26 protein-coding genes, 1 tRNA gene and 1 pseudogene are annotated in these 21,433 nt (G+C 64.3%); 9 read left to right on the top strand and 19 right to left on the bottom strand.

The genetic code is table 11. The features are described 5' to 3' along the window. The first annotated feature begins 85 nt into the window (after positions 1-85). Together GGR24_RS07320 and GGR24_RS07315 are read left to right on the top strand one after the other, a co-directional pair. Positions 86-730 (top strand): hypothetical protein, encoded by a 645-nt coding sequence (locus GGR24_RS07320; RefSeq protein ID WP_183394694.1) that lies wholly within the window; start codon positions 86-88, stop codon positions 728-730. A gap of 78 nt (positions 731-808) precedes the next feature. Then, a tRNA-Met gene (locus GGR24_RS07315) sits at positions 809-885 on the top strand. Here GGR24_RS07315 and GGR24_RS07310 read toward each other — a convergent pair. The 3 genes from GGR24_RS07310 to GGR24_RS07300 form a co-directional block, all read right to left on the bottom strand. Then, on the bottom strand, positions 842-2,434 hold the full coding sequence (locus GGR24_RS07310) for a recombinase family protein (protein WP_183395193.1): 1,593 nt from the start codon (positions 2,432-2,434) through the stop codon (positions 842-844). The genes GGR24_RS07315 and GGR24_RS07310 overlap by 44 nt on opposite strands. Beyond that, positions 2,434-2,613: a hypothetical protein gene (locus GGR24_RS07305; RefSeq protein ID WP_183394693.1), complete on the bottom strand. Its 180-nt coding sequence runs from the start codon at positions 2,611-2,613 to the stop codon at positions 2,434-2,436. Before GGR24_RS07305 ends, GGR24_RS07310 begins: the two co-directional genes overlap by 1 nt. A gap of 309 nt (positions 2,614-2,922) precedes the next feature. Beyond that, a complete protein-coding gene (locus GGR24_RS07300; protein WP_183394692.1) occupies positions 2,923-3,216 on the bottom strand; it encodes a hypothetical protein in 294 nt (97 codons plus the stop codon). 424 nt (positions 3,217-3,640) lie between these two features. Here GGR24_RS07300 and GGR24_RS07295 point away from each other — a divergent pair, with 424 nt between their 5' ends. Beyond that, the gene (locus GGR24_RS07295; RefSeq protein ID WP_183394691.1) at positions 3,641-4,651 is read left to right on the top strand and encodes a tyrosine-type recombinase/integrase; all 1,011 of its coding nucleotides are present in this window, start codon (positions 3,641-3,643) and stop codon (positions 4,649-4,651) included. 424 nt (positions 4,652-5,075) lie between these two features. Here GGR24_RS07295 and GGR24_RS07290 read toward each other — a convergent pair whose 3' ends face one another. After that, a complete protein-coding gene (locus GGR24_RS07290) occupies positions 5,076-5,225 on the bottom strand; it encodes a hypothetical protein (protein ID WP_183394690.1) in 150 nt (49 codons plus the stop codon). Positions 5,226-5,697: 472 nt separating this feature from the next. On the opposite strand from GGR24_RS07290, the gene GGR24_RS07285 reads away from it, so the two are divergent. The 3 genes and pseudogenes from GGR24_RS07285 to GGR24_RS17920 form a co-directional block, all read left to right on the top strand. Beyond that, the gene (locus GGR24_RS07285) at positions 5,698-5,910 is read left to right on the top strand and encodes a hypothetical protein (protein WP_183394689.1); all 213 of its coding nucleotides are present in this window, start codon (positions 5,698-5,700) and stop codon (positions 5,908-5,910) included. A gap of 91 nt (positions 5,911-6,001) precedes the next feature. Continuing rightward, the gene (locus tag GGR24_RS07280; RefSeq protein ID WP_183394688.1) at positions 6,002-6,346 is read left to right on the top strand and encodes a hypothetical protein; all 345 of its coding nucleotides are present in this window, start codon (positions 6,002-6,004) and stop codon (positions 6,344-6,346) included. A gap of 50 nt (positions 6,347-6,396) precedes the next feature. After that, positions 6,397-6,537, top strand: a pseudogene (locus tag GGR24_RS17920) (SOS response-associated peptidase); the annotation flags it as partial. A gap of 3 nt (positions 6,538-6,540) precedes the next feature. Here the strand turns inward: GGR24_RS17920 and GGR24_RS07275 are convergent. From GGR24_RS07275 to GGR24_RS07265, 3 genes are all read right to left on the bottom strand, one after another. Then, a complete protein-coding gene (locus GGR24_RS07275) occupies positions 6,541-6,855 on the bottom strand; it encodes a hypothetical protein (protein ID WP_183394687.1) in 315 nt (104 codons plus the stop codon). After that, a complete protein-coding gene (locus GGR24_RS07270; protein ID WP_183394686.1) occupies positions 6,848-7,372 on the bottom strand; it encodes a hypothetical protein in 525 nt (174 codons plus the stop codon). The genes GGR24_RS07275 and GGR24_RS07270 overlap by 8 nt, the downstream gene beginning before the upstream one ends. A 129-nt stretch (positions 7,373-7,501) precedes the next feature. Further along, on the bottom strand, positions 7,502-8,449 hold the full coding sequence (locus GGR24_RS07265; protein WP_183394685.1) for an ATP-dependent DNA ligase: 948 nt from the start codon (positions 8,447-8,449) through the stop codon (positions 7,502-7,504). Positions 8,450-8,572: 123 nt separating this feature from the next. Here GGR24_RS07265 and GGR24_RS07260 point away from each other — a divergent pair, with 123 nt between their 5' ends. Together GGR24_RS07260 and GGR24_RS07255 are read left to right on the top strand one after the other, a co-directional pair. Next, the gene (locus GGR24_RS07260) at positions 8,573-8,947 is read left to right on the top strand and encodes a hypothetical protein (RefSeq protein ID WP_428978220.1); all 375 of its coding nucleotides are present in this window, start codon (positions 8,573-8,575) and stop codon (positions 8,945-8,947) included. 1 nt (position 8,948) lies between these two features. Further along, a complete protein-coding gene (locus tag GGR24_RS07255; protein ID WP_183394684.1) occupies positions 8,949-9,335 on the top strand; it encodes a DUF4429 domain-containing protein in 387 nt (128 codons plus the stop codon). Positions 9,336-9,741: 406 nt separating this feature from the next. Here GGR24_RS07255 and GGR24_RS07250 read toward each other — a convergent pair whose 3' ends face one another. From GGR24_RS07250 to GGR24_RS07235, 4 genes are read right to left on the bottom strand one after another with little or no spacing between them, the layout of a single operon-like run. Next, complete coding sequence (locus GGR24_RS07250) at positions 9,742-9,972, bottom strand: hypothetical protein (RefSeq protein ID WP_183394683.1); 231 nt, start codon at positions 9,970-9,972, stop codon at positions 9,742-9,744. Then, positions 9,956-10,444, bottom strand: coding sequence for a hypothetical protein (locus GGR24_RS07245; protein WP_183394682.1), 489 nt, complete (start codon positions 10,442-10,444; stop codon positions 9,956-9,958). Before GGR24_RS07245 ends, GGR24_RS07250 begins: the two co-directional genes overlap by 17 nt. Continuing rightward, positions 10,444-10,785, bottom strand: coding sequence for a hypothetical protein (locus GGR24_RS07240; RefSeq protein WP_246398153.1), 342 nt, complete (start codon positions 10,783-10,785; stop codon positions 10,444-10,446). Before GGR24_RS07240 ends, GGR24_RS07245 begins: the two co-directional genes overlap by 1 nt. Next, positions 10,782-11,108, bottom strand: coding sequence for a hypothetical protein (locus tag GGR24_RS07235; RefSeq protein ID WP_183394681.1), 327 nt, complete (start codon positions 11,106-11,108; stop codon positions 10,782-10,784). Before GGR24_RS07235 ends, GGR24_RS07240 begins: the two co-directional genes overlap by 4 nt. A 131-nt stretch (positions 11,109-11,239) precedes the next feature. Between GGR24_RS07235 and GGR24_RS07230 the strand changes: the two genes are divergently transcribed. Next, on the top strand, positions 11,240-11,668 hold the full coding sequence (locus GGR24_RS07230) for a hypothetical protein (RefSeq protein ID WP_183394680.1): 429 nt from the start codon (positions 11,240-11,242) through the stop codon (positions 11,666-11,668). Between the two features lie 36 nt (positions 11,669-11,704). Here GGR24_RS07230 and GGR24_RS07225 read toward each other — a convergent pair whose 3' ends face one another. The 8 genes from GGR24_RS07225 to GGR24_RS07190 form a co-directional block, all read right to left on the bottom strand. Then, positions 11,705-12,406, bottom strand: a complete 702-nt coding sequence (locus tag GGR24_RS07225) for a peptidoglycan recognition protein family protein (protein WP_183394679.1) — start codon at positions 12,404-12,406, stop codon at positions 11,705-11,707. 521 nt (positions 12,407-12,927) lie between these two features. Then, a complete protein-coding gene (locus GGR24_RS07220) occupies positions 12,928-13,836 on the bottom strand; it encodes a Kiwa anti-phage protein KwaB-like domain-containing protein (protein WP_183394678.1) in 909 nt (302 codons plus the stop codon). Beyond that, the gene (locus tag GGR24_RS07215; protein WP_183394677.1) at positions 13,833-14,441 is read right to left on the bottom strand and encodes a hypothetical protein; all 609 of its coding nucleotides are present in this window, start codon (positions 14,439-14,441) and stop codon (positions 13,833-13,835) included. Before GGR24_RS07215 ends, GGR24_RS07220 begins: the two co-directional genes overlap by 4 nt. 1,679 nt (positions 14,442-16,120) lie before the next feature. After that, a complete protein-coding gene (locus tag GGR24_RS07210) occupies positions 16,121-16,297 on the bottom strand; it encodes a hypothetical protein (RefSeq protein WP_183394676.1) in 177 nt (58 codons plus the stop codon). A 1-nt stretch (position 16,298) separates the two neighbouring features. Then, on the bottom strand, positions 16,299-17,963 hold the full coding sequence (locus tag GGR24_RS07205; RefSeq protein ID WP_183394675.1) for a hypothetical protein: 1,665 nt from the start codon (positions 17,961-17,963) through the stop codon (positions 16,299-16,301). After that, positions 17,956-18,300 (bottom strand): hypothetical protein, encoded by a 345-nt coding sequence (locus GGR24_RS07200; RefSeq protein ID WP_183394674.1) that lies wholly within the window; start codon positions 18,298-18,300, stop codon positions 17,956-17,958. Before GGR24_RS07200 ends, GGR24_RS07205 begins: the two co-directional genes overlap by 8 nt. A gap of 70 nt (positions 18,301-18,370) precedes the next feature. Continuing rightward, positions 18,371-19,117, bottom strand: a complete 747-nt coding sequence (locus GGR24_RS07195; protein WP_183394673.1) for a hypothetical protein — start codon at positions 19,115-19,117, stop codon at positions 18,371-18,373. A 10-nt stretch (positions 19,118-19,127) separates the two neighbouring features. Further along, complete coding sequence (locus GGR24_RS07190; RefSeq protein WP_183394672.1) at positions 19,128-21,404, bottom strand: metallophosphoesterase family protein; 2,277 nt, start codon at positions 21,402-21,404, stop codon at positions 19,128-19,130. Positions 21,405-21,433: the final 29 nt, after the last annotated feature.

Here is a 21,433-nt window from a genome sequence, read left to right as displayed (position 1 = left end):
CCGGGAGCGCCTTTCCAAGCTCGCCGGGCGATTGCTATAACGCTCGCCGTCGCCGATTTGGCGGCGCCAGTCCGGGGGTCTGCGTATGCGTCGCGTCCACGCAATCCTGGCGAAGGCGACCCGCGCTGGGGCGGCCGCCTGCCTCGTCGCTCTCGCGGCCTGCAGCACGGTCGGCGGCGACGCCGACCCCGGCAAGCCCGCCCAGAAGAGCGAAGGCTTCGCCACCAAGCTGCTGCTCGGCAACGCCAACCCGCCGCCGGCGACGCCGCCGCAGGACCTCGCCATCAAGCGGCAATGCCCGCCCGTCGACGTGCTGCAGGGCGCCGCGGCCTACCCGGTCTACGACACGCCCGGTTCGAATGACCCGTTTGCGCTGCGCTACCAGGCGACGCTCGCCGACACGGCGCGGGAGTGCTCGAACCTCGGCGTCGAGGCGGGCTTGCGGGTCGGGGTCGTGGGCCGCGTCATCCTGGGGCCGAAGGGCGCGCCGGGCGCGTTCCGGCTGCCGCTCAGGATCGCCGTGGTCGATGAGCAGAACCGGCCGGTCTATTCGCAGAATCATGTGGTGGACGTGACCGTGCCGGCCGGCCAGACCCAGGCGGACTTCTCGCACATCGAGGACAACATCGTCGTTCCGATCCCGGAGAACCGCTTCGCCGGCTGGCGCATCCTGGTCGGATACGACCCGGCGGCCGCCACGCCCGCCCGCGCCGGCCGCGCCCGTCGCTGAGGCGGCGAGGCCGCGCTTGACACCTCTCGGAGCCCCTCCTTATATCCGCCCGCCCGCGGAACGCCGCGACAGCGCCGGGGCGGAGTAGCTCAGCTGGTTAGAGCAGCGGAATCATAATCCGCGTGTCGGGGGTTCGAGTCCCTCCTCCGCTACCAACTCAAGAGCCGAAACGTCAGTCCCGAGCAATCCGGACAGTTTCCCCTCTATTTCCACGGCATATTCTTCTCTGGCCGCTCTCGGCTTGACGATTACGCCTGCCACCAGTTCACGGAACGTGGCGCTCAATGGGGCGACCGGATCGCCCTGCATAAGCGTTTTAGACAGCGCCTCTAGATTTTCGCCGAAGCGGTCGATGGCTTGCGATCTCAAGTCCGGCCGTTCCGCTTCCGACTTCACGGTCGCGACCTCCGCCTCCAGGCGATCGCGCTCCGCGCGGAGAGCCGCGAGCCGTTGGGCCGCGTCAGCCTTGTCCAGGACGCCGTCCACCAGCAGGTCGCCGATCCTCGCGATCTTCGCTTTCGCTTTAGTGAGCAGGCGCTCCGTCGCTCCCAGCGACCGGCGAGCCTCTGCCTCCCGCGAGCGACGGTCCGCGCAGTAGGCGCCGACGAACTCGTCGATCAGTGTGGGGTCGGCGAGCTGGAACCGTAGTGCGTCGACGACCAGGCTTTCGATGCGCTCGACGTAGTAGCGACTTCCGTTGGCGCAGCTGCTCGACTCGCGCCGGTTGCTGCACATGATCCGCGGGCCGCTCCGGTCGGAGCCGACAATCGACATGCCGCCGCCGCAGCAACCACACTTAAGCAGGCCAGATAAAATCCGCGGTGACCGAGGAACGCGCCGCCCCTTGCTGCCGCCGATCGCGCTTTTGCGCGCCTGAACGGCGTCGAAGAGATCCTGATCAACAATGCGGAGGTGGGGCGCGTCAGCCCAGTGATACTCCTCGGCCCCATTCGGCCTGGAGACCCGACGTCCGTTTGCGGGGTTCTTCACCATGCGCACCCGGTTCCAGACAATCCGGCCGGCGTAGATTGGGTTCCGCAGGATGCCGTGGCCGCGCGGTCCACTCCCATTGATCGTCGAAGCGTTCCACAGCGGTCCGCGCGGAGCTGGGAGACCTTCAGCGTTCAGCGCGGCAGCGATCGACCGCGGCGAGACTCTGGCAGCGTACTGGGTGAATATGCGTCGAATGACGTCGGCTTCCGCCGGTACGATCTCGAGCTCGCCAGGTTTGCCGAGCACCGGTCGATAGCCATAGGCGCGGCCGCCAGGATGCCGCCCGTCTCGGACCACCCCCGTCATCCCGCGCCGGACCTTCCTCGCGCCTTCTTCTCGTTGCATCTGGCCGACAAGCCCGTGGACGCCGATCTGGAGCGTGTCGAGGCGGCCGCCGTTGACGCAGTCGATCTCGATTCCGACGAAGGCGAACTGCTTATGGAGACCGGCAAGGTCCGCCATGTCGCGGGATATGCGATCCGCGGCCTCGGCCACGACAATGTCGAAAGCGCCGGCCTTGGCTCGCTCGACCATGCGGGCGAGGCCATCGCGACCGAATAGCGACGCGCCGGAGCGCGCGCGATCGTGAAAGGTTTCAACGACCTGATAACCCCGTCGGCGCGCGTAATCCGCGCAGAGCGCGATCTGGTCCTCGACGGAGCGGTCGGACTGCAAGTCGGTCGAAAATCGGGCGTAGATCGCCGCGCGCATCAGGCTGGCAGGTTATCGTTGTCGTGTGTCACGGCAGCGTCGATCTGCGCCTGGCGCAAGGCAAGTGCTCGCACAAACGCCCGAAGCGCCGCCCTGGCGTCTTCGTCGGGCTCGACGGCGAGCGCGACATTGCCCGAGGTCTGCGACCTCCGGGCGGCATTGTCGTTCGCTCCCTGCATCGGGACGTCCTCCCTGACTGAAAGCGCGATCTATGGGGCCGCCCCAACAGCTTTCCTGAGCGACTCTGTTTCGCGAGTTCTGAGGCGATTATCTCAGCCGGCCGACGGAGCGACCTGCGCCACCGTGCTTTCGCAACGTCGCGCAGGAAGCTCGGTCATGTGGCAAACTCGGCCGGCGGATCAATCTGCTCGCATGCGATGACCGCGGCTGCCAGGTAGGCGGAGAGCTTGCGCATGTGGGCTCCTGCACTGGGTTGATCAGCAAGAGCAACGTTACGACGAAGTGGTCCGGTAGGTTGAGTCGTGAATTTACGCCGCCGCGACCTCCGCCCCGATCTTGAAGTCGGCGACCTCGTCCGCGCGATCGAGGAGCTCTGAGAAGTCATTCACGCTGATGTCGAGCCGGAGCCTGGCCACGCCCGCGACGATCGCGGGCTGCAGCAGGCGGAGAAACGCGTCGAGCGCCGCGTCGGCGCTCAGAAGTTCGTGGAGGCGCTCGCGCGTCTTCAGGGCTGGCTTCTTTTCGGAACCAGGCTCGGAGGCGAGTGCGGCGGAGGGTGCGAGCTCACTGACGGGCCCGGCGGAGTGCAGGATGGTGTTCATCTGGAGTGCCTTCGTTCGGCTTGCTAAGGCCAATGCCCGGACGCGGACCGGGTAGCCGGGAGTTAGCAACCTGCGAAAGCTACAGGCCGATGCGCTTTTAAGGGCTTCCCCCTCTGGACATAGCGCACCGCTCCCGGCCTAATGACCAGGTTCGGCGCGCCCGCCAAGGCGCGTCCATTGCGGGTCGCCTCGCCAAAGGCTTGCCGCGTCAGCGCGCTCCGCCGCCAAGCGGTACACGCACCCTAGCTGTTGTCCGGGTTGCTAAGCCCACGAACACGATCATCCGATTCTGAGAATGAAGCAAACATTCGCCCGTAAGGGCGAATACGTACGCCCTCACTTAGAAACTACGATCTGGCCACGAAAATACAATTTAGCCACGGCGTCGCCCACAAACTGACTACGATTCGGCTACAGTATTACATTGGCGCTGACGCTGAGGAGTGCCTATGCTCGGGAAATGCGGGCGTGGCGCAACAAGTTGCTCCGGGTTACCTTCGAGGTTGCTGCTGATCGCTACGTCGAAGCTGGTGGTTCAGCGCGGTTCCTGACGCCGCTGCGGCAGCGTTTCGGGACTCGTTCTCTCCGGTCGCTCAGGCCGGCCGATCTGGATGAGGCGGCTCACGCCCTTCATCCTGACGCCTCGCGCGAGACGATCATCCGGCAGGTCTACACGCCGTTCATAGCGATCTGGAACCACGCGGCTCGCCAGCAGTGGGTGGAGCCAAGGCTCTGGCCTAAACCGCGCAAGCCGAAGGGCACGGCGGTCGTGCAGCGCGCCTCGCGCGCCGGCAGCAAGCCGATCGACTACGAGACGGCCGCGCGCTTCGTCCTCGAGATGTCGCCGGCGCCGGCCTACGTGATGACGGCGCTTTTCTATACCGGCATGCGGCCGATCGAGCTGTTCGCGCTCGAGTGCGACGACGTGAACGTCGCCGGCCTGTGGATCGTCGTGCGGAGCTCGAAGACGGGCGATCCGCGCGGCGTCCCTATGCACGACTTCCTGGCGCCGCTGTTCGAGTCGCTGCGCCAGCGCGGCGGGAAGGTGTTCCGCACGCCGCGCGGCGACGAGTACCCGCTGACGGACAACGCGGCCGGCCGCGGAGGCGGGCAGCTCAAGACTGCGATCCTCGGCGCGCGTCGACGGTCAGGGATCGATGGCGTGTCGCCCTACACGGCGCGGCATAGCTGTTCGACGCAGCTCGTCCTGGCCGGTGTCCACCCGCACGTGAAGGACCAGATCCTCGGCCACGTCGCGACCGACATGAGCCGCCGTTACACCAGCATCCCGCAGGCGCCGCTCATCGATGCGATCAACAAGCTGCCGGTGCCGGCCGCCTGGCGCGGTGCGGCGTGGTGGGCCGATCCGCTTGGCAACGCGCGGAAGATCATCGAGTGGCACGCGCCAGGGCGCGAGAAGAGGAGGGCAGGGTGAGCGAGGGAACAGATTGGGAGCCGATCATGGCTGACGACGACCGCCAGAAACATCTGCCTCGCCTCCTCAACAAGAAATGCGCGGCGGCATACTATGGCGTCAGCGCTCCGACCTTTGACTCGGCCGAACCACCTGCGTCGGTTCCCTTGGCGGGGCGCGTGCTGCGATCGGACGTGCGCGCGCTCGACAGGTGGATCGATGGCCTTGGCGCCAGCAAGGCTGTCGCGGATGACCCTCTAGAGAAAGCCTTCGCAGCCCTTCCGAGCGAAGATCGGGAGGGACGGAGAGCCAGCCCCCGGAACATACAGGCCGGCGGATCTGCAGCCTCGCGATAACGTGGCGTCAACGACGCGTCCGATGGTGGGCGCGGGGCAGGGTCCGCCAGGCTGCAACCACCTGGATCATCGGGACCGCACGTCGTCTGTCAGCCCCAGCGCCAACAAATAAGCGTCGCGAGCGCGAGCGGGGCCACGATCGCGAACACGGTCGAGAGGATCGACCGCGGATCGTGGTCATGATCCCCATGGCCGCGCCCGTCCTTGCGCATCGCCCCTTGTTCCCATTTCGTTCTCATGGACTCCATCTCTCCTGAAGAGGGAGATTGGCCATGACGGACGCCGCCGAGCGGCTTGAAGATGAGAGCTTGGGGGCGCGGGAAGCGGCCGTCGACGACGCGATTCGGGCGGCCGGCGGCGATCCCCGTGCAGCGGTCTGGGCGCTGCTGGTGCAACTTGCCGAGCGCGAAGAGGCGAGGGCGCTGGCGCGTAGCCAGATCGCTGGGCTATCGGCGCGGCCGGCAGCCGCTGCGGCAGCTCCCGTGACGTGGGCAACAAGCAGGCTGCCCATTGGGAAGTCCGGTTCTACCGGCGCGACAGCGCCAGCATCCTGTCGAAGTCGAAGACCGTAGACATGGGCAGGGCGGCGCTTTGGGCGGCGGTCGACGCCTACCATGCCGACATGCTCGACACGGACAGCATGCAGCTCCTCCAACGGCGCCGGGGTGGTCCTGACCATCCGCGTCGTCGGTCGGAACGACGAGCTGGCCGATGGATGATGTGCCCGCCTGCCTCGGCGGCTTGTGCGTGGAGTGCGGCGCCTGCGGGCGGGGCGCGATCTTCTGGGGGCAGAGCGGAGAGGCGAAGATGCCGACGCCTGACGCAGCGCGGCGGCTCAGATGTTCGGCTTGCGGCGCTAAGCGCCCGGTGCTGTACCGCGCGATCAGCGAGGCGGAGGCCAAGCGCTGGTACATCGACCGGTGACGCGGCAAGGTGGAAGACGGCTGCCGAACGGCACGGGCCTCTGAAGGCGCAACCTGAACGGCGCCGCGCGCTAAGAGGGTGCTTGTGAACGATGATCGACTTTGAACGCGTTTGGCTACCGCAGATCATTTGTTATGCGAGGATCATCAGCACCGGACAATTGGAAGATCAATGGCTAGGAAGATCAGCTGCGACCACATCTATCACTGATCCGGATGAACTTCACGAACAAATCTTCGATGACCTTGATGCGGATGAAATATGGGCTAGTCATCGGCGGGCCGCCAAGCTGTCTACAGCGGCGACAGACGCCATAGATCAGTTCCTGCGCCTCTTGGGAGAGGCAGATGAGGCCGACGCCAGAGCCCTTATTGCTTCGAGCGCTTGGACGAAGATAAAGGAGGCAGCCAACGTCATGTTAGCCAGTATCGGTTAATGGGCCGTCCTGTCCATGACCCGCTCGCTACATAAACGATCAACGCGGCGATGATCCTCACCACCGCGGAGGAGATCGACGTCTGGATGCGCGCACCCTGGGATGAAGCGAAGGCGCTGTAGCCGCCGCTGCCGGATGACGCCCTCATGGTCGTGGCGCGTGGGGAAAAGGAGGATGCACCGTCCTCATGATGGCTAGAGCGCCTTAAAAGCTAGGTTTATCAGCGCACTAACGATCGCGACCCGCAGGTGTTCGAACTCCGATATCGTCAGGGCAGAAGCAGTTATCACATAGCCTTTCTCAAGCGCGATCTGCCCCTTCATAAGGTGATCAAAATCAGATTTATTGATATGCCCGCTTCTTAACGCATCGAGATACTTTGGTATGTCGGTTGCGTGAGTCGTTGCATAATGATGGGCCAAGTCAATTGCCGCATTTTTTATCTTGGACGGGAATCCAGTAAGTAGCGGCTTTAGCTCGTTTATAATTTGATCTTCTAGGTTAGCCACCAGATTTTCCCTTTTTCGGAGTTGAGATTGTCTCTGCGCTTCTCTCTGGTGAAGGAGATTTGCTGCCCGTGCACGAGGCTGTCTTCTGCTTATTCGCCTCAACACAAATGATAAGATCATAATAGGCTGCAATAATCTTTCGGTTATGGTCTACGGCAAACTGCGGCAACTTTCCGCGGGATTTCCAGTAAGGGACAAATGCGCCCCAAAGGCCCCCCTCGGGGTTCCTCATCTCCTTCCACAATGTTGTACTTGCTTGGTTCTTTGGTACGCCAGCCGAAAACTCGTATGCGGCATCTATCTTCGTCGAAAGCGATTTTATCTCTGCGGCATGTTTGGAGTAACTTGTACCGGAGAGCTTCACCAGATTGTCGGTCTCAGCCTTCAACGATGTAGCGTTCTTATAGGCTTCAAGGTTGTACTCGGCTATAAGCGGCGTGCAGCCACTTAAGGCGAAACTGACTGCCGCTAGGCATATAACGCCTAAAAGGTGCTTTATGTTATCGAATGACATCATTGCGACCCCTCACAGAGCGGCTATCTACTCTGTCTCCGCGGGGCCTGTTCAATTCACACAAAGTTGATAAGTATTTTACCTTACAGCTCTCGTTCTCTGATCGATACAATTGGGGGGGAGCCTCCTCCCTCAGTGCTCCGGCGCGCCCTTCAGGGCCGGGTGCCGGAGCCCGCCGCTTGGCGTACGCCCGCGGAACTCAACCTCGACCGCAACGCGCATGCCGGCGTGTAGCCGGCATCGCAGCTGCCGGCTGAGGGCCATCGTCAAGCCCGAGCCCACCGAGCCGGCCGGGATGAGATCCTTGCCCTTCTGCTCGGCGAGCTCGAGCGATCGGACGCCGCTCCGCCCGTCGGGGTCGTAGCCGGTCACGACGAACGTCCCGGTCTGCGTGCATTTGATCTTGAGCCAGGTCGTGCTCGGTCCGGAGCGGTAAGGCGCCTCCCGCACCTTGGCGACGATCCCCTCCAGCCCGAGCTCCCACGCGGCTCGGTACACGGCAGGTCCGTCGCCCAGCACATGCTCGCTGAACCGCAGCGCCGGCGGCTGGTGATTGAGTATGTCCTCCAGCAGCAGGCGGCGCTCGTCGAGCGGCAGGTCGCGCAGGTCATCTCCGTTCAGGTGCAGGAGGTCGAACGCGTAGAGGAAGGCGCGCGGAGCGCTCTTGTTCGCCAATGCCGCGTGCAGGGCGAAGAAGTCCGTGATTCCGTCCTGGCCTTCCATCACGGCTTCGCCGTCGATCACGGCGGAAGAGACAGGAAGCTGCTCGAGCGAGGCGACGATCGCCGGCATCCGCGCCGCCCAGTCGAAGCCGTTCTTCGTGAAGATCCGGATCTGGCCGCCGTTTACGTGGCACTGCGCGCGGTAGCCGTCGTGCTTGATCTCGAACTGCCACCGGCGGTCGCTCGGCGCCTTCAGCCGCAGCGTCGGCTTGCAGGGCAGGATGAACTCGGTCCGGAAGAGCTCTGCTTGGCGGGGATCGCGGCGGACGATCAGCGGCCGGCTGACGACGGCCTCGGTTTGCGGCCGGGCAGCGCGCTTGATCGGTCGGTGTCGGGGAGGGCGAGGCGGCTTGGCCATGCCTGAGCCTCCCGCGCAGACCTTAAAATGCAGTGGAGCGCGAACATCTGATTGCGGACGGCGATAGTCGCCCGTTAAGGTCGCAACAGGCCGGGGGCACTTCGGCCAGTTTCGGGGGAAACCATGCGTTTGATCTTGATCGCGGCCGCAGGGCTCGCAACGGCGGCGTGCGCCAAGTCGCCGGACAGCATCGCGCCGTCATACATCAGCGAAGTCAGCTACCAGGGCTACACGTGCGGCCAGCTTGCCGATGAGAGCCTGCGCCTCAATTCCGCGCTCGCGACCGCTTCGGTTCAGCAGGAGAAGGCACGCACGAACGACACGGTCGGCGTGCTCCTGATCGGCCTTCCGGTCTCGTCGCTCAGCGGCGACAACATCGCCCCGGAAATCGGACGTCTGAAGGGTGAGCAGGAAGCCGTACGCAAGGCGTCGATGATCAAGCGCTGCTCAGCGGGGCCGACGCCTGCGCCATCCGGAAAGTCGGCGAGGACGTCCTGATATGGGAGTCGCCCGAGGGAAGAACGCGGCCCTTTCGTTCGACGGTCGCCTGATCAAGATCGAGAAGTTCGGCGGGCTCGGGAGTTTTCTGCAGCAAGGTCTCCAGGGCGATCGCGTAATCGTCGCGAGGGCCGTCACCGCGGTGGAGTTCCGAGACATTATCAAAGGCGGCAACGGCTTCATTTCCTTTGACTTCCCGGGCAAGAATCCGCCCCGCGGTGGAGCATTCGACGCCATGGGAGATGAGAACGCCGTGATCTTCACCGCGGAGCAGCGCGACGAGTTCATCGCGGTGCGAGATGAGATCATCGCCTATCTCGCGGATCTCGCTGCCGGCTACGGCTCAATTCTTCTGGGGCGTGATCCCGCGCTCGGTCACGAATCCTGAGGCAGCACGAATTGCTCGACTCGGAAGAGCCGCATCGCAGTGGTCTCTTGGACGTCGCACCACGCCCGACGATCCGCCTTCGTCAGCTTCGGCCAGGGCTTGGCGTGACCTCCCGGACCAGGATCGTCCCGACATTCTTCCCGTCCACAAGCACCACCGCCACGGTTCGGCCGTAGCGGTTGGCGCTCTTGAGGATAACTTGAAGCCGAGGCGTAGCCTCAGGGCTCTTAGTGGTGGCCTTCAAGTCCGGACTGGACGCTTCCGCCCCCTGAATGACCGCCGCCAGCCTCTCCCTCGCCGCCTCGGAGCGGACTAGCTTGAGCGGGCATCTCGGGTGCCGAGCGCGCGCTACATCGCGCAACGACTATGGCGTCTGCTGGATCTTGGCTGATGCCGTAGAGAGAGCCTAACGGCGCAGATCTCCGACTGCCTCTTCGACGCGATCCAGCGCGCGCGTGTTGCCGCGCACCTCGGCCTTCAGCACGATCAGCATCTCGACCACGCGGTCGAGCTTCGCATCGTCGTGCGGCGCCGGGGCGGGCGTCGGCGCAGCCTTCCCGGCGCGGTTGCCGTACCAGAGGCCGAAGATGCCGCCGAACAGCGTCACGACGGCGATGATGTCAGGGATGGAGGGCATCGCGCCGCCTTGTGATGGAGAAGTCGGCGGCGGCCCGCGAGCAGGCGGCGAGACAGAAGCCGGCGAGGAGGCCGTAGGTGACGGAGCCGAGATTCGGCGTGCCGGTCGCCCAGCCGTTTACGACGTGCAGGGCCGCGACCTGGCCCCAGATGATCGTGCCGGCGAGCGCGCCGACGCATCGGATCAGCGGCGAGCGGCGCCAGTGCCCATTCGCGTAGAGCGCGAGGCACCAGGCCGTGCCGACACCGGTGAACAGCGCAGCCATGCTCGCGTCGGTCCACCCGGCGCGCACCAGCGGCTCGTAGACCGGCTTGGTGGCGAGCGTGTAGCCCGGCAGCGCGAACATGACGCCGCCGGCGAGCAGGTTGAACGCGGCGTACCATTCGATCTTGCGATTCGCGCTGACGCCGTCGACCTGGGGGCGCACCGCGTCGAGCGCGTGCCCCCAGAGTCGGCCGATAAAGCCGGGCATCAGCCGAACTGCCGGGTCGCGGTCTCGCGCCCGTACCAGGCCCAGACGGCGCCGGCGAGCGTGATCAGCGTGGCGATGATGTTCGCCGCGTCGGAGTCGGCGATCTCGACGCCGGCGGCCTTCAGGCCCGCCACGACGAGCGGCGCGGCGGCCGCGACGACGATGCCCTGCAGCGTCTCGCTTTTCATGCGCGAGATCGGCTCGAGGGTCGGCGCGATCGCCGGGTCGGTCACGACGCGCTTGGCGACGTCCTCCGGCCTGGCGCCGTCCGGCAGCGCCGCGACTGCCGCCTGAACGACGGTGACGACGAGTTCCTTGGTGATCGGGTTGGCCATGTTCATGCTGCCTGCCGGGCGGCTTCAGCACGAGCCGCCATGATGGTTGCGTAAGCGGCCGCCGCCTGAGCGACGCCCTGAGCGAGATTGGCTGGAGGCGCAGCGCAGAGGTCTGAGACGACCTTGTGAGCCGCAGCGGCGGTCGCGAGCTTCTTGGCCGATGCGCCGCGCGTCGACGCGACGGTGACGTAAGCGGCGTAGACGGCCGGCTCGCTCGCGCAGATCGCGTCGAAGGTCTTGGGGGTCGTGGTGGACGCGTCGCTGACAGAGCAGCCGGCAAGCGACAGCGCGAGCAGGCCGAAGGCGGCCGCCCTAAGGGCAGTCTTCATGGAAGGTCTCCGATGACGGGAGGTTGCACGGCCGCCGGCCGACGCGAATGTTTGACGCGATGCCGCTCAGTTGGTGCCGTAGACAGCGATAAAATGATGATAGTACGCTGCAGGGGACCTCGGAGGCAGCAATGTCCAGAAAGAAAGACGAAGGCGATTATAGTGTAATTTGGCCAGTAACAGCCTTTGAACAACAGGTTGGCATTGAGTCGGGCGGTGTATTAATCGGGCTAGAAATCAACAACGAATCAAAGGGGCGTCTTTTTCTCTCGATTGCACAAGCGCAAAAACTGATGGATCGACTTAGGTATGCAGTCGACAATTCGCTTTCATTGGCACTGCAGCACGGACCTGCTACAGTAACAACGGCATCTGAGGTGGTGGAAGCTACTGCCATCATGGCGGGTACAGATATATCGGGTCGTATCGGAGTGCTTCAATTCGAGCATCCGGACGGCCGACAATCTGTAGCGTTAGGGCCGGAGCTTCTAGAACAATTACGTACGCTGCTTGATCAGATCGAGAGCACGATGAACTCTCCGAAGCCGCCGGCGAACTGACTTCGACGATCGACGCTACACTTGTATGGAAGCCTCTCACGCCGCCGCCTCCAGCAGCGCCGCGGCACGCTTGCGGAACAGGTCGCCGACCGCCTGCGCGCCGACGACGAACGGATCAAACGCGAGACGGGCGATGTCCCACTTGCCCTTCTGCTTGATCCCGAGCGTCCCCTGAACCTCGGCGTGAGACAGCACGGTCTTCGGCGTCACGGGGATGCCGTAGCGCCGGCAAAGCGCGGCGAGGACGTGCGGGAGCTCATCCCACTGCTCGCGCGTCATCGGAGCTGAGCCGGCCTTGAACGGGCTCTCGACGGCGCCCGCCATGCAGCAGAGCGAGACGCCGATCGATCCGGTGTTGCAGTTCAGCGTGTGCGCGGCGTAACCGGCCTTCACGCCGCCGCGGTCGTTCAGGTCGATCGACGGCTTGCCCCGCACGATGCCGCCGTCAGCCTCGATCAAGAGGTGATAGTGCTCCGTGTCGAGCGCGCTCGCCTTATGACCACCCGCCGTCCAATGGACGATGATGCGGTCCACCTTGGCGGCCGGCATCCAAGCGGCCGGAACGGCCGAGACGCCGGCGGTCGGCAGGGGCTTCGGCGCGCCGGTCGTGGGCTTGAGCGACAACGCCGCCTGGCTCTTTCCGCCGAAGTCGCCGTCAACGCCGTCCTTCGCCGCTCCGCTCTTACCGAGGTCGTGGCCGAGCGCCTTCAGGCGCCGCTGGATGTCCAGCACGGTCATGGGTCATTCTCCGGGCATGAAAAAGCCCGCTCGAGGCGGGCGGGTTGACGCTGGTTGCTGGTGGCGCGATGGATTCAGGAGCCGCGCGGGGATCGCAAGGTTGGCGCGGTTAGGCCCGGCGCCGAGCTCCAACCCGGCGTCGGGCCGCCCGAGCAGAGGTTACGGTCGCTTCTCCGGGCAATGAAAAAGCCGCCGGGAGGCGGCTGGTGACGATCAGGTCGTGAAGGCGGCGTCCGGTTAAGCCAGTCGGTCGCGGCCTTAGGTGGCAAGCGCACCAAGGTTCTGAAGCGCTCGACCGCTCCGGTCCACCAAAGTCCGGCTCATGTCAGAGCCCAACGTCGTCCTCATCCTACGCCACAAGCGACGAGATCGAAGGCGAGATCCTCGCCATGAGAAGCGACGGCGGTCGGAATCAGTGACAGAGAGGCCAAACATCCGAAGTAAGTTGGCGCGGAGGGAATCGCCGTGGTGTTCATGCCGCAGGTCCTGAGTGCGATAAGTCCAAAGACCCTCCAACTTGCCTAGATTCTGGCCTTCTGGCGGCTTGGTGCTCTGTAAGGAACGGGCCCATCGGTCGCGTTTCTCGAGATCCAGCGTCTATCGTCTAACACCTCAAGAAGCTTGTGCTTATCAGCCGCGCGACATTTTAGTCGGGGGCTGCCATGGTTTACGAAAGCGACTCCTTGCGCTGCGGCCTGCCGGAGGATTTCCTCCCGATCATACTTGTCCAGGTTCGGTCTTTTGCTTATTGCAACAAGAAGACGAGCGGTCCGAGGGTGGTTCTCAATGTCGTTCTCGAAGCCTGAAAAGTCGAGGAATGTCACATTATCGGCAATCACGGGAATGCGCTGTTGGGCAGCCTTTGCCACCTTGTTCGTGATCTTCGCTATATACTCCATATTTTGGAAGTTCGAGAAATAGATGTGCCCCTCTCCTATCAGTCCATCGAAGTCCTTATCGAGTCGAAAGACAGGGTTCTCTATCAAGTACATTGTGTTGTCGATCAGCTGCATGATTCGGTGGCGCGCTGCCAAGATGCTCTTCAGCTGCGCCGCACGCCTAACGCCGATGAATTTCCTATCCCTCCCGTCGTGAAATACGACGAAATAGTAATCGACCTCGTTAATGTTCTCAAGGAGGTTGGACATGTCCGGATATGTCTCAGCTTGGTACATATCCGAGAGGTTTTTGAAGATCTCGTCCGAGAGAGGCGTGAAGACGCGCTCGGTGCGACCATACTCCTGCGATAGAGAAAACTCCTCCCAGTCGCCTGAGCGCACATTGATGCTTCCGATCGTACGCGAGAGCATGTCCATGAACGTTGGGTCAACCGATGTGTCAGTCGGGATCCAATACCGTTCACCTGAAAACAAACTAACGCCGAGCTGGAATGACTTGATGGATGATGAGTCAAACTCTTGTTCAATCATTTCGTCGCGGTATCCAGAACGACGTTCCCGCCTAGCCTGAGGCCGACTAAGGTCGTTCCTTCCTCAAGTCGCCGCCTCTTTGAGATGACAGCATATGTGGCAAAGTTTGGCGAGTCGCCGCCGTCCACCGCAACGTCAACCGTGAAAATTTGATAGCCTTTAATGGCGAAGAACAGGTTCATATAATGAAGGTTTAAGTGCCAGAATAGAAGAACAATAAATAAGAGAGCCGCGGACACGGCCGCCAAATCGCGCCCAAATCCCATGTTCGCGTCGTATAGAGGTATGAGCATAGCAAAAAGATAAACCAGCAGATGCTCCCGCTGGTCTTTTGGAGCATGGACCTTGAACGTTATATTGTTATGCGACCGCCGAGTCCGCTTGACAAGCACCCAAAGAAAGGCGTTTGGCAGCAGAAACATAGCCGCGCATGCTGGGATCCAGTAGGCATCACTGACGCTCGGCGTCCCTCGCAGGGCCCACAAAACGAACAACGGGCTCAAACTGGACGCCACAAGAACGAGTCGGGCGAAGCTGAACCCAGGCTTGACCATCTTGGTAGCACCCGCCCCACGTGCGCTGCCGACTGACGCTGTCGTGCCCATGGGCGACGTCCCTTCTTAATACGTGCGGAGGCACCGAACCAGTGCCGATCTTGCCCGAGAACATACGGTGAACGCTCCCGGCTCTCAATCGGCCGCATACCATCATCTATGTTGCATCTGCCCGCGTCCGGAACGCCTGTGCGGTCCTTGGTGCGCCTGCTACCTAAGGTCGGTCTTAGGCATCAACCGTCGCAGCGCGCCAGCTTCATCGTGAAGCGAGTTGATTGTCGCTTGTAAGACTAGCGCGCGGCGAAGATGGACCGCCCCGTTGGAGCCCGCCCGCTGAGCGGCGGCGGCGGCGTCAACCTCCTGATCCAACAGGGCGACCCGTTCGTCGATATGTCTCTCGATCTTCGCGAGCTTGGCTTTGACGGTCGTAGGCATGCGGTTTGAAGGAACGGGGCTGTCCGTAGGTTCCTGCGTTCGTTGGACTGAGAAGATGAGTTCACGCAATCGCGATTGAGGGCTGCCCCCTACGGCTTGATCATAATGATCAACTGATTACGGTGTGCCGCTCAGCAAAACCGACCCCGGACTTAGATGAAGAACGCTCCTGACTTGATCACCCGCCTGTACGACATCACGCGCAACTTCGACGGCGTCAGAGATCCGAGCGAACGTCAGGTCGACACCCGAGCCGTTGCCGAGACCGCGAGGGATGCCGTAAGCGAAATACTGCGGCTGCGGCACGTCGAGGCGAAGGTCAGGCCCCCGCTCCCGTCTCTAGATTTGGCGTTTCCACAAGAAGGTCAGCGCGTCGGTAGCCGGATCAAGCCCCTTCAGCCGGCTTCTGTTCGTCAGCGGGCTCTTCCACCGCCTGCGGGCGCAGGAAGGCGTGGCCCCGCTACTTCACCGTCAAAAGGGCTTCGGCCTCCCGCCCCTCGAGGGGAACGCGATCGGGGAACACGGGCGCGGACTGAGGCCCCCGAACGTCGCTCATATCTGGAAATGCTTATGCGGTTGTGCTTTCGGCGACGGTGAAATCCTCGCCCTCGGGCGCCGCGGGGTAGTGCCAGATCATCAGTTTGAATTTCCACGCCCCAAGAGGCGTTAGTGGGCGGCCTTCCGCATCCCCCGTCTGAGCCCGTCAGCTTCGTCGTGAAGGGCGCTGATAGTGCCCTGCAGAACAAGGCTCCGGCGAAGGTGGGTCGTGCCGTCGTCGCCTTGCCGCTCTGCCTCCGCTACGTCGTCGAGTGACCTGACCAGCAGAGCGGTGAGTTCGTCGATCCGTCGCTCGATCTCAGCGAGCTTGGCTTTGGCCGTCGAGTTCATCGCGACCAAATAGCGGAGATGCCCGGAGGGTTCTATCGGCTGGATGTGAAAAGCCCGGCGCGCAGCAGTGGGGAACCTTCCATCCCCCCAGCATCTTCCTAGCCCGATGTCGGAGCACACACCCCAGAGCCGGCCTTGCGACGCTAAACCGGATGGTCGGAAGCGCGGCCGGCAGGCACGAGAAAGTACGACGCCAGTCGAGATCGATTACGCGCTCGCCAAGGCCGTCCTCGACCGCCTAATCCAGATGTCATCTGACAAGGCCGACCTCGCACTGGCAAAGAGGCTGAAGGACGCCATCGAAGCCGTTGGTCGATCCTAGCCGCGAAGCCTGAGAGGGCGGCTGGTGGCGGATGTGAAAAGCCCCGCGCGGTGGCGGGGCGCGGGGAGTTCGGATTGTCGAGGCGTCAGGCAAACTTGGGCTCGCCCGGCTTCTCTTCGGGCTCGTCGGCAGGCGGAGGCGCCGTCATCTGATCGAGGCGCATCTTGACGCGCGCCGCAGCCGCGAGCTCGTCCCAGGTGATCACCGGACCGGCGCGGCGCAGAAGCGCCTCAACAGCGCCGGCGAACTCGAGGTCATTCATATCAGGCTCCAATCAGGCCGTGGCCGGCGGTGGCGAAGTGAAGGTCGTCGAGAAGCGCTTTGACCCGCTCGGCTAGCTGCGGGAGCGTGACGGTGGCGGTGTTGAAGGTGGTCCTGGTGGCAGTGCCGGTGGCGGTGCCCCAGCCGGTCTTACGGGTGTTCACGACTTGCGATCCGCTTCGGAAGATCGGCGCGGCGATGTTGATCGCGGTGGTCGAGAAGAACGCGATGTTGGTGGCCCCGGCCCGAACGCGAGCCTGGTCGGTGCCGTGGTGATAGGTGAAGCCGCCGGCCTGGTCGTCCTCGGGATCGCCAAAGTAGATCCCGGCGATCGACGTGTTCGGGGTCTGGACAAGGATGCCGGTGTGGGTGTTGCGCTCGATCACGAGCGAGCCGCTGTCCAGCGAGGCGGGCGTTCCGCACCCGCTGTCGCTCTCGAAGATGTGGAGTCGCCTCTTCACGTTCTCAGGCAGGCAGTTGATCCCGACGCGGCCGGTGTCGAACTTGCCCGCGAGCAGTGGCGTGGCCTTGGTCCCGAGCGCGAATACATCCGCGAGTGACGTGTAGGCCCCGGCGTTGAGCTGATCGATGCCGATGAGCACCGAGCCGTTGATGTCGGGGACGTTCCCTGCGTTGTTGCGGCCCAGCATGAAGACGTTGCTGCCGCGGACCGTCGCGAACGCGTTGTAGGTTCCGAACAGCCCGACATAGGACCCCTCCTGCCACTGCATGCCGTTGCGGTGGCCCATGCCGGTGGCCTCTTTGAGGAACACACCGTCGCGGAAGATGTCGGTACCAATCGCGTTCGATCGGTAGGCGAGGAAGTTATAGGCGAGCGCGCGGTAGCCGCCGGCGAAGCTGTCGACGCCCTTGATCGTCAGGTTCATGGCGTCGCGCGAGACGGCCGTCAGATAGGCGACCTCGGCGCGTGACGCGGCCGGGACGGCGGCAGCGAGGATCTTCGCGCCGATGCCGGGATTGCGCGTCTCGAGCCCCTGATAATCCCAGCCGGGGCTTCCCGGGGCGATTGCGACGCCGGAGCCGCCGCCGTCGAACCAGAAGTTATGGCCGGTGAACTCCTGAGCGCCTGCCTGCTCGAGCGCGATGGTCCCGAGGCCCGTAATTCGTTCGCCGAACATCATGCGCCGCCCGGCTCCGTCGCCGAACAGGTCCACCCGATCGACATCGGCGCCGGGGTTCTCGATATTCCTGACGCCGAAAAGCGTGCTGCGCGTCAGGCGGGCGGCGAGGTGCGCCTTTGAGCCGGGGGAGTAAATCGTGCTGTAGTGCCCCGGCGTGGCCGGGAACCCGAGCGCCTTGATAGGGTCGTCGGGCGCATAGATCGAGTTGCAGCGGTAGGCGTCGAAAGCCGGCTGAAAGCCGCCGAGGGTGGCGCCCGATCGCACCAGCTTGCCCGGCCCGAAGACCGGCTTTGCCGGGATCGCCGACCCGATGTCATAGGTCTTCGAGCTCTGCAGGAAGACCGCCAGAACTTCGGCGTCACTCTGCATTGCGGTGAGGTCGGCGGCGTCCTTCGCTGCCGCAAGGCCCGCGCGCGGGAGGAGCGCCGACGTATCGGCGGCCGGGCCGGCCGGACCCTGCGGACCAGCCTCGATGACCTTGATGACCTGGGGCTCGTCGATGATGACCTTGATGACGTCAGTCATTGGGGTTGACCGCCTCCGTCACGTCGAACACGCCGTCCATGGCGGTCGTCTTCTTGCCTCCGATGCGCCGCTTGAGCTCGAAGGTGCTTTTCTGGCCGGGGTAGAGCCACCCGGTCTGCTGCTCCGTCAGGGACACCAGGATCACGCCCGTGGTGGGGTCCTCGACCGTCAGGCCGTTCCCCTGCGTGAGCTTGAGCACGCCGTTCAGGTAGTCGACGCGGATGTTCATCCAGAGGGTCGAGCCGGTGAGGTCGACAGGCGATCCGCCAGCCTCCCATTCGAGCGGCTGCGTGACATCGTCCCCTCTGCGCACCGGAATGCTGGTGCTCTTCGCCATGCGGATCTCCGGGCGTAAAAAAACCGCCCGGAGGCGGTGCGGAACGGATCAGGTGGAGGGAGGGAGGCCGTCAGACGGTCGTGAAGCCCCACGACTGATGCATCGGGAGGATCTTCTGCGCGTAGAGCGCGGCCCGCTCGGCGTCCGAGATGCGGCGCGCCCAAACGAAGGCCATCGAGCACTCGGTTGCGCCAGGCTGGCCGGAGCCGCGTCCGCCGATCGCCATCTGAGCGCCGTCCTTGCGGACCTGATCGCCAGACCCGATGGTGGAGACAAGGCGCTGGGCGCCGGTCCCGCCGCCCGTCCCGCTCATGTCGGCGCACGCGATCGACGTGCCGTCTGCGTCGCCGATCAGGCACTTCATGCTGGAGGCTGCGACGCCGGGAAGGTTGCGCTCTCGGCTGTTCGAGTTCGACCCGTCCGAGGCCATCGTGTACGCCTGCATGTACACGTTCGGCGTGCCGGGTCGCAGACCGATGTTCGCGCCGAAGCCGGCGTTGCCGCTCGATCCGCAGCCAATCGCGTTTGAACTGTCGAGCGACTTCCCGACCCACACGATCGTCAGCGCGGCCGGATCGTTGAACGGCAGCAGCAGGTAGTTCACGCCGCCCGCGAGACCGAGCGTGTACTGGTTGACGGTGGGCGCGCCGACCACGGTCGCGTCGTCATCGCCCCAGCGGTTCTTGATCGACGCCCCGAGGCTCTGCCCGAGCACGAACACGCCGAGCAGGCCATCGGTCGAGACCGGCAGATCGCGCCACTTGCCGAGCGCGGCGCGGCCGCCCTGGCCACCGCCGCGGAGAAGAAGTCCAGACATGCGCGTCCCCTTACGAGGCGGTGATGGTGATGGAGGTGGTCGCGCCGAGCGCGCAGTAGGCGGCCGCGTTCTGCAGCGTGATGGTCACGGTCTGCCCGGGCGTGGACGGCGCGTTGCCGGCCTCGACCGTCTGGTCCCGCGCCATCGGCCGGAGCTCGAACGGCACAGCCGCCTCGCTGCCGCGCTTGTACTCAGCCGCCCCGCCGCCCTTGTGCCCAAGGCCGGAGCAGAGCATCGGGAGGAGGATCGGCTCGCCCGCGGGAACAGTGAGCGTCGAGGACGCGAACTGAATGGTCCGCTTCAGGTCGACCTCGTCGCAGTCGAACGTGTCGAGCAGCGTCGGCACGCCGTCCTCGTCGAACGGGGCGCCGTAGACCTTCATCTCCCAGCCGCCCGCCGCCTTCACCGCGACGCGGATCGCGAACTCCGCGGTGCTGGTTGAGGAGGTGAACTTGCCCGTGCGCGTCGGCGTGCCGGGCCAGGACGTCACGAGGGACGGGTCCGTGAACGCGTTCGACATGAAGGCGGACGACATCGCGCCCGGCATGAGGCAGCCGCCGCCGGTCGACTTGTCCGTGTAGGTCGAGAAGTCGACGTGCGACCAGTGGAAGTCGCCCGACAGCATCGTGACGAACGGGATGCCAGGGGTGTCGCGGATGTAGTTGCAAAGGCCGATGTAGTCCGCAGACCAGTACGGGTTCATCAGCCCGTCGTGGGCGTTGCCGATGCCGCGAGGCGAGCACAGGAAGACGTGCTTGATGCCGTCCGCGCCGGCCTGAACAAGCGCGGCCTTGATCGCCGCGACCTGGTTCCACGAGCCGACCGGATTGACGCCGTTGCCGAGGACCGTCCCGCCGAGCTTGGTCGACTGGACACGGGTGTCCATGACGATGAAGCGGCAGTGCGCGATGTCGAACTGCTGAGCCAGGGTCAGCTTGCTGGGGTCGATCTCCCCCAGCGCGATCTGCATCGGCCTGTAGCCGGCACCGGCCTCAAGCCACGCCTGGACGCTCTTCTGGTAGCCGGACCAGGCCGCATTATCGCGGTTGTTGTCGTTCGCGCCGAAGCCGTCGTGATCGTCGTAGATGACGATCAGCGCCGCCTTGCGAAGCACCGCCGCGAGCGACGCGTGCGCGCGCCCGAGGCGCAGACCACCGGACCGCAGTGCATAGATGTCGTTGGCGGTGATGTTGTCGTAGACGAAGTCGCCGAGGTGCAGCAGGAAGTGGAAGTCGTCCTGCCGCGCGATGTAGTCGAGCATCGGAATGCGCGGGGACTGCGACGTCCGCGAGCACGCGCCGAACCAGAAGACGAAGTCCGCCGGAACGCCCTTCGCCGGCCACGACAGGAAGCTCGGGGGCGATCCGAGATAGCGGCGCCCATCGACGAACAGGTGGCAGTAAAGCCGGGTGTTGCGCGGCAGGCCCTTGCAGCGGAACTTCGCCGTGCGCCAGACCTGCGAGCCGTCCGCGACCTTGTCGGTGACGGTCGGCGAGATCTCGGGGGTCTGATAGACGACGTTGGTGCCGAACGCGTCGGTCGAAAACTCCGCGCGCACCTTGGTCCAGTCCGGACCATCGATCTCAGCGACGACATTCGCTTCGCCGCCATCGTCCGTATCGACGACGCCGCCGACCTCGAACTGGGTGACCGTGCCGGGCTGTCCCGCGTTCGGAGACGTCGACTGGCCGCTCGGCTGCGTCTCGAAGCCCCAGCGATCCACCGGCACCAGGCCTTCGACAGCCGAGCTCGGCACGAAAGCCATACCGCCATATTCGAGCCCGGCCGCGGACAGGCCCAGCATCTCGAACCCGAACTCGTCGGTGACCGAGATGCGATCGTCGGTGACCCTGACGAACGGGCTGGCGCCGCTCGTGTCGAGGATGGAGCCGATCAGCGTGTCGAGGTTCGCCACCTTCGTGGTGGTGAGCGGAACGAAATCGCCGATGCGCTTCCAGACCAGGTCCGCGGTCGCGCTGTAGGAGCCCTGGTTCGGGACGTCGGAGCCATCCTGCGGGTGCGTGCCGGCGTCGTCCGTCGCGAAGCCCGCCTGACCCACGCGCGTCGGCGGGATGTCCTCAAGCTCTTCCCAGGTCGCGACAGTGACGTTGTCGCCCTCGAAGCCCCGGTCGATGATGTCCTTGAGGATGCCTGCGAGCGTAACGGCCAGCGCGTCACGGATCTCGGCCTTCTTCGGCTCCCACGCCTTGGTCGAGGGCAGGTCAGGCGTCTCGTAGTCGCGCCAGACGGTCATTACCCTCTGCACGAAGTCGTCGGTCGTCGACATCCAGCGCTCTCAAAGAAAAAGCCCGCCAG

This window comes from Hansschlegelia beijingensis (assembly GCF_014196425.1).
GTDB classification, from domain to species: Bacteria; Pseudomonadota; Alphaproteobacteria; order Rhizobiales; family Methylopilaceae; genus Methylopila; species Methylopila beijingensis.
The sequence above is the reverse complement of the archived record's forward strand: the minus strand, read 5'-3'. Positions and strand labels throughout refer to the sequence as shown.